The 18,043-nt window shown below is 60.2% G+C and carries 15 protein-coding genes; 6 read left to right on the top strand and 9 right to left on the bottom strand.

Features of this window, described 5'->3' with window-relative positions; translation table 11 throughout:
* Window positions 1-10 precede the first annotated feature (10 nt).
* From algG to yaaA, 7 genes are all read right to left on the bottom strand, one after another.
* The gene (gene algG, locus AAIS01_RS02095) at window positions 11-1,603 is read right to left on the bottom strand and encodes a mannuronan 5-epimerase AlgG (protein WP_343467579.1); all 1,593 of its coding nucleotides are present in this window, start codon (window positions 1,601-1,603) and stop codon (window positions 11-13) included.
* Between the two features lie 26 nt (window positions 1,604-1,629).
* Complete coding sequence (locus tag AAIS01_RS02090) at window positions 1,630-3,114, bottom strand: alginate export family protein (RefSeq protein ID WP_343467624.1); 1,485 nt, start codon at window positions 3,112-3,114, stop codon at window positions 1,630-1,632.
* A 5-nt stretch (window positions 3,115-3,119) separates the two neighbouring features.
* Window positions 3,120-4,625, bottom strand: coding sequence for an alginate biosynthesis TPR repeat lipoprotein AlgK (gene algK, locus AAIS01_RS02085; RefSeq protein WP_343467578.1), 1,506 nt, complete (start codon window positions 4,623-4,625; stop codon window positions 3,120-3,122).
* A 15-nt stretch (window positions 4,626-4,640) separates the two neighbouring features.
* A complete protein-coding gene (locus tag AAIS01_RS02080; protein ID WP_343467577.1) occupies window positions 4,641-5,810 on the bottom strand; it encodes a PilZ domain-containing protein in 1,170 nt (389 codons plus the stop codon).
* A 35-nt stretch (window positions 5,811-5,845) separates the two neighbouring features.
* Window positions 5,846-7,327, bottom strand: a complete 1,482-nt coding sequence (gene alg8 / locus AAIS01_RS02075; RefSeq protein ID WP_371913912.1) for a mannuronan synthase — start codon at window positions 7,325-7,327, stop codon at window positions 5,846-5,848.
* 101 nt (window positions 7,328-7,428) lie between these two features.
* Window positions 7,429-8,745 carry a nucleotide sugar dehydrogenase gene (locus AAIS01_RS02070; RefSeq protein ID WP_092456306.1) on the bottom strand — a complete coding sequence of 439 codons (1,317 nt, stop codon included), beginning with the start codon at window positions 8,743-8,745 and terminating at the stop codon, window positions 7,429-7,431.
* An 810-nt stretch (window positions 8,746-9,555) separates the two neighbouring features.
* Window positions 9,556-10,335 carry a peroxide stress protein YaaA gene (gene yaaA, locus AAIS01_RS02065; RefSeq protein WP_343467576.1) on the bottom strand — a complete coding sequence of 260 codons (780 nt, stop codon included), beginning with the start codon at window positions 10,333-10,335 and terminating at the stop codon, window positions 9,556-9,558.
* A gap of 345 nt (window positions 10,336-10,680) precedes the next feature.
* On the opposite strand from yaaA, the gene AAIS01_RS02060 reads away from it, so the two are divergent.
* The 6 genes from AAIS01_RS02060 to AAIS01_RS02035 all read left to right on the top strand — a co-directional run bounded on the left by AAIS01_RS02060 (window position 10,681) and on the right by AAIS01_RS02035 (window position 16,013).
* A complete protein-coding gene (locus tag AAIS01_RS02060; protein WP_343467622.1) occupies window positions 10,681-11,805 on the top strand; it encodes a polysaccharide deacetylase family protein in 1,125 nt (374 codons plus the stop codon).
* 335 nt (window positions 11,806-12,140) lie between these two features.
* Window positions 12,141-13,535 carry a PhoH family protein gene (locus AAIS01_RS02055; protein ID WP_047228849.1) on the top strand — a complete coding sequence of 465 codons (1,395 nt, stop codon included), beginning with the start codon at window positions 12,141-12,143 and terminating at the stop codon, window positions 13,533-13,535.
* A gap of 259 nt (window positions 13,536-13,794) precedes the next feature.
* A complete protein-coding gene (gene moaC, locus AAIS01_RS02050) occupies window positions 13,795-14,268 on the top strand; it encodes a cyclic pyranopterin monophosphate synthase MoaC (RefSeq protein WP_076383624.1) in 474 nt (157 codons plus the stop codon).
* The gene (locus AAIS01_RS02045; protein WP_343467575.1) at window positions 14,265-14,507 is read left to right on the top strand and encodes a MoaD/ThiS family protein; all 243 of its coding nucleotides are present in this window, start codon (window positions 14,265-14,267) and stop codon (window positions 14,505-14,507) included. Before moaC ends, AAIS01_RS02045 begins: the two co-directional genes overlap by 4 nt.
* Before the next feature lie 3 nt (window positions 14,508-14,510).
* Window positions 14,511-14,963 carry a molybdopterin synthase catalytic subunit MoaE gene (gene moaE / locus AAIS01_RS02040; protein ID WP_343467574.1) on the top strand — a complete coding sequence of 151 codons (453 nt, stop codon included), beginning with the start codon at window positions 14,511-14,513 and terminating at the stop codon, window positions 14,961-14,963.
* Window positions 14,964-15,236: 273 nt separating this feature from the next.
* On the top strand, window positions 15,237-16,013 hold the full coding sequence (locus AAIS01_RS02035; protein WP_343467573.1) for an ABC transporter substrate-binding protein: 777 nt from the start codon (window positions 15,237-15,239) through the stop codon (window positions 16,011-16,013).
* Between the two features lie 109 nt (window positions 16,014-16,122).
* Here the strand turns inward: AAIS01_RS02035 and AAIS01_RS02030 are convergent, their stop codons facing one another.
* The gene (locus tag AAIS01_RS02030) at window positions 16,123-16,749 is read right to left on the bottom strand and encodes a helix-turn-helix transcriptional regulator (protein WP_076383627.1); all 627 of its coding nucleotides are present in this window, start codon (window positions 16,747-16,749) and stop codon (window positions 16,123-16,125) included.
* Between the two features lie 88 nt (window positions 16,750-16,837).
* Window positions 16,838-17,965, bottom strand: a complete 1,128-nt coding sequence (locus AAIS01_RS02025; protein WP_343467572.1) for an NAD(P)/FAD-dependent oxidoreductase — start codon at window positions 17,963-17,965, stop codon at window positions 16,838-16,840.
* Window positions 17,966-18,043 lie beyond the last annotated feature (78 nt).

The raw sequence follows: 18,043 nt of genomic DNA, 5'->3' as shown, positions 1-18,043 counted from the left end.
AAGGTCATCCTCAGTCCCGCATTTCGGTCTGGCGTTCGACAGGGTCGATCAGCACGGCTTTCTGCTGGCGCACCAGCAGGTCGAGAATTTCATCCTGGCGCTCGCCCAGGATCCCCGAGAAGCTGATGCCGCTGGATTTGGTCGGCGCGAGCATGGACACGCGGTACAGCTCAACGCTCAACGGAGAGTCGATGGACAATGGGCCGCTGCCGTTGGCAGCGAGTTCGCCACCGACCACGATCAGCGAGACCTGGGCGTCGAACGGGTCGAGCTTGATGTCCCGGTCGGTGTCTGACAGGTCCTTGATGTGGCCGTAAAGCCCGGTCAGGCCGTTGGCCATGGACACGTTTTCGTACAGGCGGATGTTCACGCTGTTACGAATCCGGATGCCGTGGCGCCGGTTGCTGATCACTTTGTTGCCCCACAACAGGTTGTCACCACTCTCGTACAGCGTGATGCCGTCTGTGTGGTTCTTGTAGATCTCGTTGTAGGCAATCACGTTGTTCACGCTGTTACGGTCGATCACCAGGCCCGAGAGTTTGTTGTCGTAGCTGCGGTTGTTGAAAATGAAGCTGTCGTTGACCTCACGGGAAATGATGATCCCGTGCTTCTTCTTGGTCCCGTAGACGGTGTTGTCGGCGATGATCAGCCGATGGGAACGGTCGTGGGGGTCAATGCCGTAGACGATGTTGTCCTTGTAGGTGTTGCCCTTGACCACGAAGTCTTCGGTTTCGTAGCAGTAGAAGCCGTACCACATGTCCGAGAACTCGGAATCGATGATCCAGCCGGTCGGTTCCGGACGCTTGAGGACCTTGGCCATGTTGGGCGTGTACTGGGAAATACTCACCCCGTACGACTTACTGTTGGCGTAGCCGAAGCTGGCCATTTTGGTATTGACGATGTAAGTCTCGGTGCCGCCCCAGGACAGCAGGAACGGACGGAATTCGTTGGCCGAGCGGAACGTGGCGGGGCCATTGTCCTTTTCGCGCCAGCCAGTGACCTTGGTGTCGCGGATGTACATCTTTCCATCGTTGACCAGGAACGAGCCGCCCTCTTGGGACAGGCGCAGTTCCTGGGTCTGTTTGTCGATTTCCAGGATGCCTTTTTCACCCACCACAATGGGAATCCTGGCCAGGAAGACGCCCGGCGAGGTTTCCCTGAGGTACTGTTTGGGCACTTTCTTGGCCAGGTCCTTGAGGTTCATGTAGCCATCGTCGATGAAGATGGCCTGTGGGATGCCGTGCTGGCGCACCACCCACTCGGCCATCTTGTTGTCGCCGCCGATGAAGTCCTTCAAGGCGTTTTCCTGCATCATCCGGCGCACGCTGATCTTGCCGGGCTTGCTGCGCACGATCTTGTCCGCGACCGCTTCGGCGTTGAAGCCTGTGAGGTCGGGCAGGGTCGGCGCCGCCAGTTCCAGCGGAGCAGTGGGCGCGCTGCTGACGGTGTAGGTCTTGGCTTGTTGCAGTTCCTTGACCACGTTGCCCGGTTTGACCACCGGTTCAACGTTGGCGAACGCCGACGAGCCGGCCAGCAGCATCGCTGCGGCCAACAGGCTGATCGAACCTTTCATCGCCTGGCTGTTCCTGAGGTAGCGGTTCATATCGGGCACTCCCATGGTCATTCGCATCAGAAGCGCCAGATCACGTCGACAAAGGCGCGATGCATGTATGAATCGACCTCTTTGCCGTAAGCGTCGCCTGGCTTGAACACGCCGCCACGAAAGCGCACCAGCGCCGACGGCTCGTCGATGGACTGGCTCAGCGCGGCCGGCAGCAGGCCTTGCTTGAAGTACTTGGTGACCACAAGGTCGACTTCCTGGCCCAGGTCCTTGTTGCCGTCGCGCAGTGGCAGGGACGAGGTGGACAGGATCGCGCCGGTCACATCGTCGGTGTTGTTTTGCACCGCGTTGATGCCGTTACTGCCCACCGGCTTGTTGCCGTCCACGCGCCAGAACTTGTGGTACACCAGGCTGGCGTCGTACTCGTCACGCAACTGCCAGGAACCGAACAGGCTGGCGCTCTGGGTGTTGGCCATTTCGCCACGGAAGGCTTCACCGAAACGGTGGACGCGCGAGCGGGTGCCGGTGTAGTTCGAGCGGTTGCTTTGCAGACCGTTCTGTTCGTAGTCCTCGCTGGCGCGGGCATAGGCCGCGCCGACTTGCCACTGCGGGTCCAGGCGCAGGCGGATGCCCAGGTCGGTGGCCCAGCCATCGACGTCGTCACTGCGCTTGAGTTGCGTGGGGCGCGTGCCGTCGGCGTTGAGCGGGTTGACGGTGTCGCGATCGCCGGTCATGCCGGTGAGGCTGGCCCAGTAGTTGACGGTGTTGGTATTACGCCAGTTGTAGGCGTCGCTATTGGCTTCCAGCCCCAGCCAGGACAGGTCACCGTTCTGGGTCTTGTCCAGGGAGTCGGTGGCTTCGCCCGGGGTCGGGTAATCGAGGCTGCCATTGTCGTGGGTGTGGTGGGCGCGGATCCCGGCCCACTGGCCTGGCATCCACTGGTAGCCCACGTCACCGTAGACGTGCAGGCGGTCCTTGTCGTCGGGCGCCAATTCCTTGAGGTCGGTGCGGTATTCGCTGAAACGCTCGGCAACACCCAGGTTGGCCCGCAACAAGGTGGTGTCGAAGGTCCAGTTCAGGGCTTCGATATTGGTGTCGCGCCATTGGCCGTCTTCGTTGCGCAGGCGTTGGCGGCCGAACTTCAGCTGCTCGCCGGGGTAAGGGGTCAGGCCCCGATAGCCAATCCAGAACTCGCGCATGGCCAGGTAGTTCTTCTTGACTTCGCGATCACCGCTGTCGGTTTGCGCGGTTGCGTCATCTGACTGTTGCAGGGTGTCGGTCTCGATGGTGTCGGTCGACGTCACGGCCTGGGCCATGGCGTAGGCGCTCCAGGCACCGCGCTCACCGTAGATCCACGGACGCAGGTCCAGGCCGATACCGTTGACGTCGCCACCGCGCTGGGTGCCGAGGTCGCGATCGTCTTCGGACTGGGCGGTGATTTTCACGTCCAGGCCGAAGTTCTGGTCTTCGGTCAGGGCCGCCAGGGTCGGACACGACCACAGCAGGGCAAACGACAGGCCAATACCGGCCTGCACAAAAGGATTGAGCTTCAAAGGCTTCATAGAGGTTCCTCGCCGTCATCTTCTTTTAGGGCTTGCAGTTCCAGCGAATCGGGGCTCATGGCACCACGAACGGCCTGCTCCTGTTGGAGCAGGCGCTGGGCTTGTGCAAGCTGGTTCGGCGGTAATTGGGCTTCGAGGGTCTGGGCAAGCTCGATGGCCTGCGGGGTGTTCTGGACCTTGGCCAACTGGCTGAACACATAAGCATTGACCGGGTCGGGCTTGGTGCCCCTGCCTTGGGAGAACAACTGGGCAATGGCGAAGTCAGCACTGTTCTGGCCGTTGCGGGCGGCCTTGAGCAGATGGTCCAGGGCCTTTTGCGAGTACACCTGGCCCAGGTAGCCGCGGCGATAGATCTGACCCAGGTAGTAATCGGCGGCCACTTCACGGCCAACGGCTTTCTGGAAATGTGCTTCGGCGACCTTGGCGTCAGCCGGTACCCACTTGCCTTCGTAGTACAGCTTGCCCAGCAACAGATCGGCACGCGGCTGATCGGCGGCGCGGCCGTTTTCCAGGTACTGCATCATCTTGTCGACGTCACCCAATTCGGGGAAGTCGTAGAGAATCTGCGCCAGGGTGACCCAGGCAGCGGGATAGGCAGGGGCGATGTCTTCGAGCAACGCCTGCGCGGTCTTTTCGTCGGTCTTGCCCAGGCTCGCATCGGCCAGGACTCGGGCGACGCTGTCCACGCGCTGGGCGGACACGGTGCCACTGCGGTGACCGGCCTGCATCTGCTTGAGCAACTCGGCCTGCTGTTCAGGCTGGCCGCGTTTCTGATAGACCGTGGCCAGTTCGACGTAGCAGATGTCGGTGGTGGCCAACGCGGCCTTGCAGACTTTTTCCACTTCATCCAGATGCTGGTCGTAAGTACCCTGGGTGCGATAGAGCAGAATCTGCGCCAGGCCCGCTTCCGGGTAACCGGCACTGCGCCATTGGTTGATCTGCTGCTGAGCGTTCACGTTCGGAAAACTGTGAGGGTATTGCAGGTACAGCATCGCCAGCGGGATCAGGGTGTTGCCCTGGCCGTTGGCGAAGGCTTTCTTCAGCAGCCCTTCGGCTTCATGCTTTTCAGCTTCGGTGGAGCCGGGTTTGGCCACCAGCAGGCGCCCCAGGCGAGCCTGGGCCCGCGGCGAGATATCCGCCGCGGCGCGGTAAGTCGCCTCGGCTTTTTTCATTTGCTCGGGGTCGCGGCTGCTGACCTGGATGTCGGCCAGGCCGACCTGGGCTTCGCTGTAGCCCAGGTTGGCCAGTTGCTGATAGTTCTGCTGCGCCAGCGTGGTGTCGCCGCGCTTGAGGGCTTCGTTGGCCAGGCGCTGGTCGGGCAGGCCCGCGCAGCCGCTGAGGCTGACCGCCAGTGCCAGTGCACAAAATGCAAACCCTCTGTGGGAGCGGGCTTGCTCGCGAAGCAGGCGCTGCGGTGCCACGGTAAGACCGCGTTGATCCTTTCGCGAGCAAGCCCGCTCCCACAGAAACTGCGGTGTGTTCAGGATTTTTGTAATGGTCACGGGCATGTCCTCGACTTAAATACCGACGGCCATGGCTTTGTCGATCAGCCAGTTCAGGTTCGGGCCTCGGTCGCTGGTGACTTCTACCGGCCGGCCGGCCAGCGAGCTGTCCAGGGGTTCATCAGGCTGGATCAGTACACGGATATCGGACGACAGGTCGGCACTTTTCAGGCTGGTACTGCTGACGATCTTGCCGGTACGGATGGCGTCTTCGCCGGCGACCTGGAAGCTGACCGGAGTGCCTGGGCGCACGTCGCTGAACTGGCGATAGGAGAAGCGCGCCTCAACGTTGGCCTCGCTGTTACGTGGCACCAGTTGGAAGATCACGTCACCCTTGCTGGCGTACTGACCGTCGGACACCAGTTGCTGGGCCACGATGCAGTCGCACGGCGAGGTCAGGGTGCCGGTCATTTGCTTGCCGAACAGTTCCTCGACCTTGGACGGTTGCAGCTGGTTGTCGTCCAGGTGGCCCTTGAGCACATCGAGCATGCTGGTGCTGAACGTGGCCAGCGGGGCGCCTTTGGCGGCCACGCCGTCGGCCTGGACCAGGCTCTGCACGGTGCCGTCGCGCGGCATGGTGATGGACGTGCCCGGTACGTTCACCAGGCCCGCCTGGGCGTGGCTGACGAAGTACATGCCGTACACCGACTTGAAGATGAAGCCGAACGCCGCCAGGCCGACGATAAAAATCGCCAGGCTGAAGGTCACGGCCCGCAGGCGACCCAGGGCGGTCATGCCACCGTTGTCATCCTTCTGCTTGCGTGCCTTGGTGAAGTTGTCGCGTTGCAAGGTCGCCAGCACATCGCCGACGCCGACGATGTCGCCGGCCAGGTGCGAGGTGATGATGTGACGCAGCGTCGAGATGTCCCGAGGCTCCAGATTCTGGAACTGGCAACCGGTGCGACCGGTCTGGCGGTCATAGGAGCGAACCTGCAGTTCCACGTCCATGGCCAGGCCAAGGTTGTCGATCACGAATTGCAGGCGACCCTTGTACGCTTCGCCCACCTTGAGCGGCATCTGGCCGGCGTTGAAGCACAGGCCGCCGGCGGACAGGTCCAGGACCTTGACTTCCATGGGTGTACGGTCGGGGCCGAAGAAACGCAACTTGGCCGGGATTTTCACTCGGGCGTGTTGGCGCTGGGCTTCGGATTCATGCACTACGTTGACATTCACGGCGGTGTTCATAGGGGCGATTTCCTAGTTAATTCAGGCGAGTTCGGTCAGACCATCATCAGCAGCACGGCAACAAACACGCTGCCGGCGGAGAAGGTCATGGTCCGAGACGACCAAGTGTTGAACCAACGTTGAAAGCTGGCGAGATCACGGGTCAGATGGGTGGGCTGGCGAGTCCAGGACTGTTGGTCGAGGCGGAAGAACACGTAGATCTTCACCAGCGCGCCAACGATCTGGTTGTAATAGAGAATCGCCGGGTAGGCCGGACCGATCCGGTGTCCGGAGCACGACAGCAACAGGGTCAAGAGCAACCGGGTGATGCCGATCCACAGCAGGTACACCAGGATGAACGCGGTGCCGTACTTGAAGCTGGCAATCAGTGCCACGGTCAGGCCCAGCAGCGAGGTCCACATCGACACGCGCTGGTCGAACAGCACCACCGAGGTGAACAGGCCCAGACGCTTCATGCCCAGGCCCAGTGCCCGGGAGTTCTGCCGCAGGTTGTTGCCATACCAGCGGAACATCAGCTTGCGACTGGCCTTGATGAAGCTTTTTTCCGGCGGGTGCTCGACGGTGTTGATCGCCGCATCGGGTACGTAGAACGTGTCGTAGCCCAGGCGCATCAGGCTGAACCAGCTCGACTTGTCGTCGCCGGTGAGAAACTTGAAGCGGCCCAGGCGCCAGTGTTGCAGCGAGTCGCTTTCCACGTCGGCGATGAAGTCCGGGTTGGTGACCACCGTGGCGCGGAACACCGACATGCGGCCGGTCATGGTCAGCACACGCTTGGACAGGGCCATGGAGCACATGTTGATGTGGCGCTGAGCGAAACGCAGCTTGTGCCATTCGCTCATGATGTAGCCGCCGCGCACTTCGCAGAACTCGTTGGTGGTCAGGCCGCCGACGTTGCCGAACAGTTGGAACCACGGCACGGTCTTGCGCACCACGCCTTCGGCGAGCACGGTATCGCCATCGATCACCGCGACCACTGCACGGTCGTCCGGCAAGTGGCGGGAGATGGCGCGGAAACCGAAAGCCAGGCCGTCACGCTTGCCGGTGCCAGGGATGCGCACGAAGTCCAGCTTGACGTGCTCTGGCGGGTTCATGCGCGCCCAAAGGCTCTTGACCAGCAGTTCGTCGGACATCTCCACGATGGAGCAGACCACGGTGGTGGGCAGCCCACAGTCGATGGCCTCGCGAATCACCGAGCTGTAGACCTGGGCGGTGGTCAGCGCATCGATCCGGAAGCTGGTGACCATCAGGTACACGTGGGACGGATCCGCAGCCTTGCCCAGCTTGCGCACCTTGCGGCGCAGATGCGGGTAGACGATGTACAGGAAGATCATGCCGCGCACGAAATGCGTCGCTCCCATGGAGTAACGCCAGATGCCCACGGCGCCGATCAGGAAAATGAAATCCTTGGATTCGGAGTCGAACGTGGACGTGGGCAACGCCATGGCGATGCCCATCAATAAACTCAAGTAAAACAGCCAACCGGCGGCCTGAAGCAGGCCGTGCTTTAGCCTGTGCATAATCTGCATCCGTCTCTATCTCGGGCGGGCCTTGTGGGCGGCCCGATGGGTTAAGGCAGGCGAAAGGCCGGCCGGGGCGTTGCCCCAGCCGGCAAACAGACTTACCAGCAGATGCCTTCGGTCCGGCCACTCGGGTTGGTGGCCTTGGACATGAAGCCAACCAGGTCGATGACCTGCTTGCCTTCCGGTACGTTTTCGGTCAGCGCGCGGAACTTCTCGTCGCGGTTGCCCAGGATGATGATGTCGGAGCTGTCGATCACCGAGTCGAAATCGGCGTTGAGCAAGGACGAGACGTGAGGGATCTTCGACTCGATGTAATCCTTGTTCGCACCGTGGACGCGGGCGTATTCGACGTTGCTGTCGTAGATCTTCAGGTCGAAACCCTTGCCGATCAGCATTTCCGCCAGTTCTACCAGTGGGCTTTCACGCAGGTCGTCGGTACCGGCCTTGAAGCTCAGACCCAGCAGGGCGACTTTGCGCTTGTCGTGGCTGGAAACGATGTCGAAGGCGTTCTGCACCTGGGATTCGTTGCTGCGCATCAGCGAGTTGAGCAGCGGCGCTTCCACGTCCAGGGAGCTGGCGCGGTAGGTCAGGGCGCGAACGTCCTTGGGCAGGCACGAGCCGCCGAAGGCGAAGCCTGGGCGCATGTAGTACTGGGACAGGTTCAGGGTCTTGTCCTGGCAGACCACGTCCATCACTTCGCGGCCATCGACGCCGACGGCCTTGGCGATGTTGCCGATCTCGTTGGCGAAGGTCACCTTGGTGGCGTGCCAGACGTTGCAGGTGTACTTGATCATCTCGGCGACAGCGATGTCCTTGCGGATGATCGGCGCATCGAGCTCTTCGTACAGCGATTGCAGAACGTCGCCGGAGGCTTTGTCGAACTCGCCGATGACGGTCATCGGTGGCAGGTCGTAGTCCTTGATGGCGGTGCTTTCGCGCAGGAATTCAGGGTTGACCGCGACGCCGAAATCGACACCGGCTTTCTTGCCGGAGCAGTCTTCCAGAATCGGGATGACCACATTCGCTACGGTGCCCGGCAGCACGGTGCTGCGAACCACGATGGTGTGGCGGGTGGTCTTGTCGCGCAGGACAAAACCGATCTCGCGGCACACCGCTTCGATGTAGTTCAGTTCCAGATCGCCGTTCTTTTTACTCGGTGTACCGACGCAAATCATCGACAGGTCAGTATCACGAATCGCTTCGGCGAAGTTGGTGGTTCCGCGCAGACGGCCTGTTTCAATACCTTGCGCTAACAGTTCGCCCAGACCGGGTTCAACGATCGGCGATTTACCGGCGTTGATCATGTCGATTTTGTCTTTGGCGACATCTACGCCAACGACATCATGGCCCCGTGCAGACAGGCAACCGGCACATACTGCACCGACGTAACCCAAACCAAATATGCTAATGCGCATCGCATTTACCTCTGTTTTTCACGCCATTAAATGGCCGGAGTTAATAGTGTTCAGCGGTCATAGTGCACTCGGAAGTGTGGAATGCAGGCGCCACAATGCCGTGTGCAGGCATACTAAGTTCCGAGTGTCTAAATAAGTGCACTCAAGTTGTGCGCAATGCGGCCTAGTTGTTATGACCTGCCCTGTTATGCAGCCAGTCCTCGTATTCGGGAACGCTCGTGCAAAGGTCCTTCACCTCCGATCCCTGGCAAAAAGCCCACAAAATCAGAAGCTTGTGTGCTCGGGTGAGCACGTTATAGGGGCGCAGCCTTGGCCTTGTAGGGGATAGTATTGGTGCGTTATCTCCCATCCTTAAAGAGTGGATCCCATTAGACGACCGTTTCGCTAAGTTGTCATGACAAACTGATTACTCCGCTCGGCGTCCCACGTAAGTTATCTCGTACAGCATCGGCGAGAATCGTTACGGGTGGTATGAGCCGTGCAATTTCACATAGTTCCGATCCGCTCATCGCGATTTTCGAAATTTTTCGAAATATTATGAAAGATGGCACTGGCCTCATGATGATGGCACCTACCATTTTGACCTTTGATAACGGGGAGTTAAGGGGGGTAGATATTTTTGTGCCACTACTGAATAAAAAATTTGGTGCCACTACGTAAAAAACTGACAGGTGTCGAGTGAAACAAAAGTTAGTGGGTAGAGGGGGCGATTTATTGGCGTCATGGAACTGACGAAGTAGGCGGGGAAGTTAGATGACGTGTTCGGGTTTGATCAAGGGCCCTGATCAAGGGGCCCTATAAAGGTGTGCTTTATTCGGGGGCATGGTCACGCAGGAACACCAGTTTGTCCGGGCTCGATTGTTGAGCATTGAAACGGTAGCCCTGGGCGTCGAACTGTTTGAGGGCTGCCGGGTCGTTGATGCGTTCCTGAATCACGAAGCGACTCATCAGGCCACGAGCCTTCTTGGCGTAGAAGCTGATGATTTTGTACTGGCCGTTTTTCAGGTCCTTGAACTCGGTATCAATGACGCGCGCTTTGAGCGCGCTGCGTTTGACCGCCGAGAAGTATTCATTGGAGGCCAGGTTCAACAGTATGTCGTCGCCCTGGTCGGCCAGCGCTTCGTTCAGCCATTCACTGATACGGTTACCCCAGAACGCATAAAGGTCCTTGCCCCGGGCATTGGCCAGCTTCGTGCCCATCTCCAGGCGATAGGGTTGCATCAGGTCCAATGGACGCAGCAGGCCATAAAGACCGGAGAGCATGCGCAGGTGCTCCTGGGCGTAGTCGAAATCGGCTTCGGCAAAGCTTTGTGCATCGAGGCCGGTGTACACATCACCCTTGAAGGCCAGCAGTGCCTGTTTGGCATTGGCCGGGGTGAACGCCGGGGTCCAGCTGCCGAACCGTGCGGCATTGAGGCCGCCGATCTTGTCGGAAACGTGCATCAGCGCGCTGATCTGTGCCGGAGAGAATTCGCGCAATTGTTCGATCAACGCCTGGGAGTGATCCAGGTATTGCGGCTGGGTAAAACGCTCAGTGGCCGGCGCAGTGTCGTAATCGAGGGTCTTGGCGGGGGAAATCACCATCAGCATGCAATCGTCTCCTTCAAAGGTGCGGCGATTCTAGGGGGTTGTCCGGGTGGACTCCAGCTATTGGGGTGATAGGTGATCAGTGGGTGGGATTATGCTGGAGTTCATAGGAGGTGCCCTGTCCTGTGGCGAGGGGATTTATCCCCGCTGGGCTGCGAAGCAGCCCCAAGGCTGACGGCTCGGTCATGAGGTTGATTGCAATCCTTTCATCAGGGGGCTGCTGCGCAGCCCAGCGGGGATAAATCCCCTCGCCACAAAAGCACCCTCGCCACAACGGCTTCCCCGCCGCGTTGGGTTTGGCTAGATCAGCTATGATGCCGCGCGGGTTTCGTTATGGAGACATCCCTTTTGCGCATCGTCCTTCTATTGTCGGCCTGGTTCCTGAGCATCGCGGCCATTGCCGCTCCCAACGACATCGCCACCCTGGACCGCAGCACCTGGCCGGAGCAGCTCACCAGCCCGACGCTGTTCGACGTGGCCTCGCGAGCCGAGATCCTGATGTTCGCCCGGGTCCTGCTGGACACCGATGCCATGGACGAAATCGCCCTCAAGCAGCACCTGGGGCTGCGCACAATCAATATGGCGGCGATCGACACCCTGCGCGCGCGGTTGTGGCAGCGACTGCTGAGCAACTACAACTTCGCCCAGCAAAGCTGCGATCAGGATGCGTCGTTCTGTTTTCTGGTGGAAGACCTGGCGACGTTGCGCGAAGAGGCGGGCAGGCTCACGCTCGATGAAAACTCCTACTACATCAAGTGGGCTGAGCCGAGCCGGATCTTCCACACTCAATACCTGGACGAGCTGCTGCGCAAGGCCGCGCTGTTTCCGCAAACCAGCAGCGAAATCGCGCGTTTCGGTGATTACGAGCGCAACGGTGATGATCTGAACGACCGGTTGTTCCTGCTGACCTTCGACAGCGCGGCCAACATCACGCCGGACAATACCCCGTGGCTGACTGAATACCTGCGCAAGTCGAACATGAACGGCACCTTCTTCGTGCTGGGCAAGGACATCCAGGCGCGGCTTGCCGAGCGCTCGGTCAACAACCTCCAGGCCATGTATTCGGGGCAGTGCGTCGGTGTCCAGGGTTGGGAGTTCCGCTCCCACAGCCATTGGCAGGACTGGCAGGACTCGGTACGGCGCAGCGTCGATCTGGTCAAGGGCAAGCTGCCGGAAAACTACGTGCCGCTGTTCCGCCCGCCCCAGGGCCAGCGTCGTAGCGATGCTGGCGCATTTTTCCGCAACCAGGGCCTGCAAGTGGCGCTCTGGGATATCGACCCCCAGGACAGCACCGGTCGGCTCAAACCCGAGCAAAGCGCTCAGCGCACCCTGACCCTGATGCTGTTGTGGCGCCACGGCGTGATCAATTTCAACGTCAAACAGGACGCGTTGAAAACGGCGCTGCCCTGGCTCATTACGCAAACGGCGCAAAGCGGGATCGGCTGGGAGGACTGTCGGGCCGCGTTTCGCTGATTTGGCGAAAGGCCCGGAAACACGGGGGGAGGAGGAAAAAACGGTGCACTTTCATGACGACCGGACTTCCGACTTTAACGGCGCAACGCCACAACGCCAAGGGTTATTCGTCACTCTGAAAAATAAACTTCAAAAAAGCGTCAAAGTGCTTTTTCCTGTCATGTGTTTTGGAGTATCAAGAAGTCAGACCGCCGAAACCTGCAACACAGGTGGCGTCTTCCAAGACCCAGTTGTGTGCAGTTCACCTCAAGCCTTGCGGGTGAATTCGGTGGCTACTTCGAGGCGCAGCACTGTCACGGTATTGCGTCGAATGGCCCCCACAAAGGTGACCGAGTATGGATGACCACGGACGTAGCCCTTCCTCCAACCAGCCAATCCTCTATGTACTCGATACCAACGTATTGATCCACGATCCAAACGCACTCCTGAACTTCGAAGAACACCATGTTGCCATCCCGATGACCGTGCTCGAGGAGCTGGACAAGCTCAAGAGCGGGCATCACAGCGTCGCCGCTGAGTGCCGGCAGGCGATCCGCCTGATCGACAAGACCCTGGGAGACGCCTCGCCTGAGGACGTTGAGCTGGGCGTGCCGATCCAGCGGGGCAAAAGTGGTCCCAAGGGCCTGCTCTCGATCCTGATGAGCAAACGCACCGAACCCAATTTGGTGCTGCCCGAACACCTGAACGACAACATCATCATCAACCAGTTGATCGACCTGCACGCGCGCAACCAGGATCAGGCCGTGGTGCTGGTGACCAAAGACATCAACATGCGCCTCAAGGCCCGTGCCTGCGGGATCGCGGCGGAGGACTACAGCACCGACCAATTGGTCGACGACGTGTCGCTGCTGCCCAACGGCTATCACACCATGACCGGCTCCTTCTGGGACCGAGTGAGCAAGGTCGAGACCCGCCAGGACCATGGCCGCACCTGGCATCAGGTGCAGTTGATCGACAATCTGCCGGCGGTGCACATCAATGAGTTCATCATCGATGAACAAGGTTTCGTCGGCTGGATCAAGGAAATCCAGGTCGACAAGCTGCTGATTCTCGATCTGCACCAGGAACCCCTGCTGCATCAGGAGGCCTGGGGCCTCAAGCCGCGGGATATCTACCAGAGCCTGGCCCTGTTCGCCTTGCTCGACCCGGATATCCACCTGGTCAACCTGTCCGGCGCCGCCGGTTCCGGCAAGACCATCCTGGCCCTGGCCGCTGCCATCGAACAGACCATGGTCAGCAAGCGCTACCGGCGTATCATCGCCACCCGTAGTGTGCAGGGCCTGGATCAGGAAATCGGCTTTTTGCCCGGCACCGAAGCAGAAAAAATGGAGCCTTGGCTGGGCGCCATCACCGATAACCTTGAAGCCTTGCATATGGATGACGAAAGCACCCATGGCAGCGTTGATTACATCCTCAGCAAGGTGCCGTTGCAGTTCAAATCCCTCAACTACATTCGCGGCCGCAGCTTCCAGCAGAGCCTGATCCTGATCGACGAATGCCAGAACCTCACCCCGCACCAGATGAAAACCATCATCACCCGTGCCGGCGCCGGTTCCAAAGTGGTGTGCCTGGGCAACCTGGCACAGATCGACACCCCTTACCTGTCCGCGACCAGTTCCGGGCTGACCTACTTGACCGAACGCTTCAAAGATTTCCCCAACGGGGTCCACATCACCCTGCAGGGCGTACCGCGCTCGATCCTGGCCGAATACGCCGAATCGCACCTGTAACCCCACCCAAACCGGGCGATCTCAACATCGCCCGGTTTTTTTGTGCCGATACATAATCCCTGTGGGAGCGGGCTTGCCCGCGAAGGCGGTTTAACAGTTACAAATATGCTGTCTGACACTCCGCTTTCGCGAGCAAGCCCGCTCCCACAAAGAATTTGCGGTGGTTGGGAAATTGCAGATCACCACGGATGCGACAATCAAGCGTGCCGGAATCTGACTCACGGGTTTACAATCGATGCTCCCGATCAGGAGTAACCCCGTGCTGACTCACCTCGATTCCCAAGGTCGCGCCAACATGGTCGACGTGACCGACAAGGCCGTGACGTTCCGTGAAGCCACGGCCGAGGCCTTTGTGCGCATGCTGCCCGAAACGCTGCAGATGATCGTCAGCGGCGGTCATCCCAAAGGCGATGTGTTCGCCGTTGCGCGGATTGCCGGTATTCAGGCGGCGAAAAAAACCAGTGATCTGATTCCGCTCTGCCATCCGCTGATGCTCACCAGCGTCAAGGTCGAACTCAATGCCGAAGGCGAGGACCGGGTGCGCATCGTTGCCCGTTGCAAACTGTCGGGGCAGACCGGCGTGGAGATGGAAGCGCTGACCGCCGCCAGTGTTGCCGCGTTGACGATCTACGACATGTGCAAGGCCGTGGATCGGGGCATGACCATCGAAGGCGTGCGGGTGCTGGAGAAACTCGGCGGCAAGAGCGGCCACTTCCAGGCGGATGCGCCATGAACATTACCGTGAAGTTTTTTGCGCGTTATCGCGAAGCGTTGGGCGTTGATTCGCAAAGGGTCGAGGGCGATTTCTCCACGGTGGACGACGTTCGGACACTGTTGGCCGCGCGTGAAGGTTTCGATGTGTTGAAAGAGCAAAACCTGATGTGCGCCCGCAACGAAGACCTGTGTCAGCTCGATGAGCCGCTGGCCGACGGCGACGAAGTGGCGTTCTTCCCCACCGTGACCGGAGGCTGAGCCATGGCGATTCGTGTGCAGGCCGATCCGTTCGACCCTGGCGTCGAAGTCAACGCGATGCACGCAGCCAATGTCGGCGTGGGGGCGGTGGTGAGTTTTGTCGGCTACGTGCGTGACTTCAATGACGGCCTCGATGTGTCGGGGATGTTCCTGGAACATTACCCGGGCATGACGGAAAAAGCCTTGGGCAAGATCGCCGTCGAGGCCGAGCAGCGTTGGCCGTTGCTCAAGCTGGAGGTGCTCCACCGCATCGGCGCCCTGGAACCGGGCGAACCGATCGTCTTTGTGGCGGTCGCCAGCGCCCATCGCCAGGCGGCATTCGATGCCTGCGCCTTTGTCATGGACTACCTCAAGACCCGTGCGCCGTTCTGGAAGAAGGAAAACACCGCTGATGGCCCACGTTGGGTCGAGGGGCGCGACAGTGATCATGCGGCGGCGGATCGCTGGAAGCAGTAGATAGCCTGTTAGTCATTTGGAGGCTGTGGATCCGCCATCGCGAGCAAGCCCGCTCCCACAGGGGGCCTGCGTCGAGCACAAATACTGCGTACGACATACATTCCTGTGGGAGCGGGCTTGCTCGCGAAGGGGCCGTCAGCCGCCCATCAAATTCCCCTGCCTGACTGATTGACGCCATGTACATTAAAGTCCAGTATGGAATTATAAGTACATAAAGTCCGTCGCTTCACCTTTCTCTGCCAAAAACCAACAACAACCCGCGCGAGATCGATCATGAAAAAACTCCCCCTCATCACCGGCCTGGCCTTGAGCTTGCTGGCCTCCAGCAGCCTGTTTGCCGCCGAAAAAACTTTGCGTATCGGCATCGAAGCGGCTTATCCGCCGTTTGCTTCCAAGACCTCCGAAGGAAAGATCGAGGGGTTCGACTATGACATTGGCAACGCGCTGTGCGCGCAGATGAAGGTCAAGTGTCAGTGGATCGAGAGTGAGTTTGACGGGCTGATTCCGTCGCTCAAGGTGAAGAAAATCGACATGGCGCTGTCGTCCATGACCATCACCGAAGAACGCAAGAAGTCCGTGGACTTTACTCACAAGTATTACTTCACCTCGTCGCGGCTGGTCATGAAGGAGGGCGCGGTGGTCGATGACCAGTACACCAGTCTCAAAGGCAAGACCGTGGGCGTGCAGCGAGCGACCACCACCGACCGCTTTGCCACGGAGGTGTTCGAACCCAAGGGCGTGACGGTCAAGCGCTACAGCAACAACGAAGAAATCTACATGGACCTGGCGTCAGGTCGGCTGGACGCAATATTCGCCGACACCATCCCGCTGGAGGATTTCCTGTCGATGCCCCGAGGCAAGGGCTACGCGTTCGTCGGACCGGAGCTCAAGGACCCGAAATACGTCGGTGAGGGCGCGGGTATCGCGGTGCGCAAGGGCAATACCGAGCTGGTGGCGGACTTGAACAAGGCCATCGACGGGATTCGGGCCAATGGTGAGTATCAGAAGATCCAGGCCAAGTATTTCAAGTCAGATATCTACGGCGACTGATCAATAGCTATCGCGAGCAAGCTCGCTCCCACAAGGGGTAGTGTCGGATGAAGATCCGGTTGTGGGAGCGGGCTTGCTCGCCAAGGCGTCAGGCCAGGCAATACAAATCCTAGCCCTTCAACTCCTTCAAATGCTTGTACACCGTCGCTCGTCCCATGTTCAGCACATTGGCCACATAGTTGGAGGCGCTCTTGCCTTTGAAGGCGCCTTCGGCATGCAGCGCCAGCACCAGTTCGCGTTTATGGTCGCGGGTCAGCAAGTTCAGGCTCAACTGACGCTCGCGCATCCAGGCGTGGAGGAAGGTGTTGATCCGTTCTTGCCAGTCATCGCGAAACAGTGAGTCCGGCTGCGGGATCAGCTTGCCCGGCGACAGGAACAGATCCAGCGCGGCCTTGGCATTCTCGAACAGCGAAATATTCAGATTGATGCACAGCACCGCCAGTGGGCGTCCCCCTGCATCGCGCAGGACGCTGCTGAGGCTGCGGATTTTCTGCCCGTCCCAATTCAGCTTTTCGTAGGGCCCGATGTTCCGTTCGCTGATCTCTTCGCTGAGCATGTCCTCAAGGGACGAGTCATCCCCTATCACGCGCTTGGACAGGTTGTTGGCGATGTAATCGACTTTCTGCGTACGCAGGTCGTGCAGCACCACTTCGGCGTGAGGGTAGAACAGCGTGGCGATGGCGTCGGCGATGGTGCGGAAATTATCCAGTGTCGGATCAGGTTGCGGGGCGTTCATGACAGGGCTCCAGGCAGCGTCGGCGCCCCGTGAAGCGGGGGCGCGCAGAAGTGTGCCGTAATCGTGGCGATGCGTCACCTGAGCGGGTTCAACCCAGGCGTGCCGGCGACAGCAGGGTGGTGCTCAGGCCGAAACGGGTCAAGGTCTCGGGCAGTGGTTCGCCGCGCACCAGGGCCGCGCTGGCCTGACCCATGGCCGGGGACGTCTGGATGCCGTAGCCGCCCTGGGCCGCGACCCAGAACAACCCCGGTACCTGGGGATCGAAACCGGACAAGAGGTCGCCGTCGTGGACGAAACTGCGCAGCCCGGCCCAGGTGCGGGTCGGACGGCGGATGGTCAGGGTGGTGGCTTCTTCGATCTGGTAGATGCCCATGGCAATGTCCAGTTCTTCAGGCTGCACGTCGTGAGGTTCCACCGGATCGGCATTGGCCGGCGAGCCGAGGAACATGCCGGCGTCGGGCTTCATGTAGAACGACTCGTCGAGGCTCACCAGCATCGGCCAGTCATGAATGTCCACGCCCTCGGGGCCGGCAAAAATGAATGCCGCCCGCCGCTTGGGTTGCAGGCCCAGCTTGCGCGCGCCTGCCATTTCGGCAATGTGATCGGCCCAGGCGCCGGCCGCATTGATCACTACCGGAGCGCTGAAAGTCTGGCCGGCGGTTTCCACCTGCCACATCCCCTGATCGTCGCGGCTCAGGCCCAGCACTTCTGTGTCGGTGTGCACCTGACCGCCGTTGCGGCGGATACCGCGCAGGTAGCCTTGGTGCAGCGCGTCGGTGTCGATGTCACAAGCCGTGGGGTCGTAGATTGCCCCGTGCACCTTGTCCCGTCGCAGGATCGGCAGTCGCACACAGGCCTCTTCGGCGCTGAGCAGTTGCATTTGCGGCACCGTGGCCTTGGCGCTGAGGTACTGGTTGTTCAGCTCGGCCGGGTCGCCGGTGAAATCCACGGTCATTTCGCCCCGTGGGGTGAGCAGCGGGTGTTCGCAGAAACCGGCCGGCGGAGCGTCGAAAAAGTCACGGCTGGCCTGGGTCAACGCCCGCACCTGGGGCGTGCCATAGGCCGCGGTGTACAGCGCCGCGGAACGCCCGGTGGAGTGATAACCCGGATGGGATTCGCGCTCGAGCACAATGACCCGACCATGGGGCGCCAGCCAGTAGCCGGTGGAAGCACCGGCGATGCCACCGCCGATGATGATGAAGTCTGCTGAAGTCATGAAGCTCTCCTGTGGAGCGGTGCCGAGAGTTCGCGGAACCTGTGGGAGCGGGCTTGCTCGCGAAGGCGGCAGCACATT

The organism is Pseudomonas halotolerans (genome assembly GCF_039581215.1).
GTDB classification, from domain to species: Bacteria; Pseudomonadota; Gammaproteobacteria; order Pseudomonadales; family Pseudomonadaceae; genus Aquipseudomonas; species Aquipseudomonas tehranensis.
The sequence above is the reverse complement of the archived record's forward strand: the minus strand, read 5'-3'. Positions and strand labels throughout refer to the sequence as shown.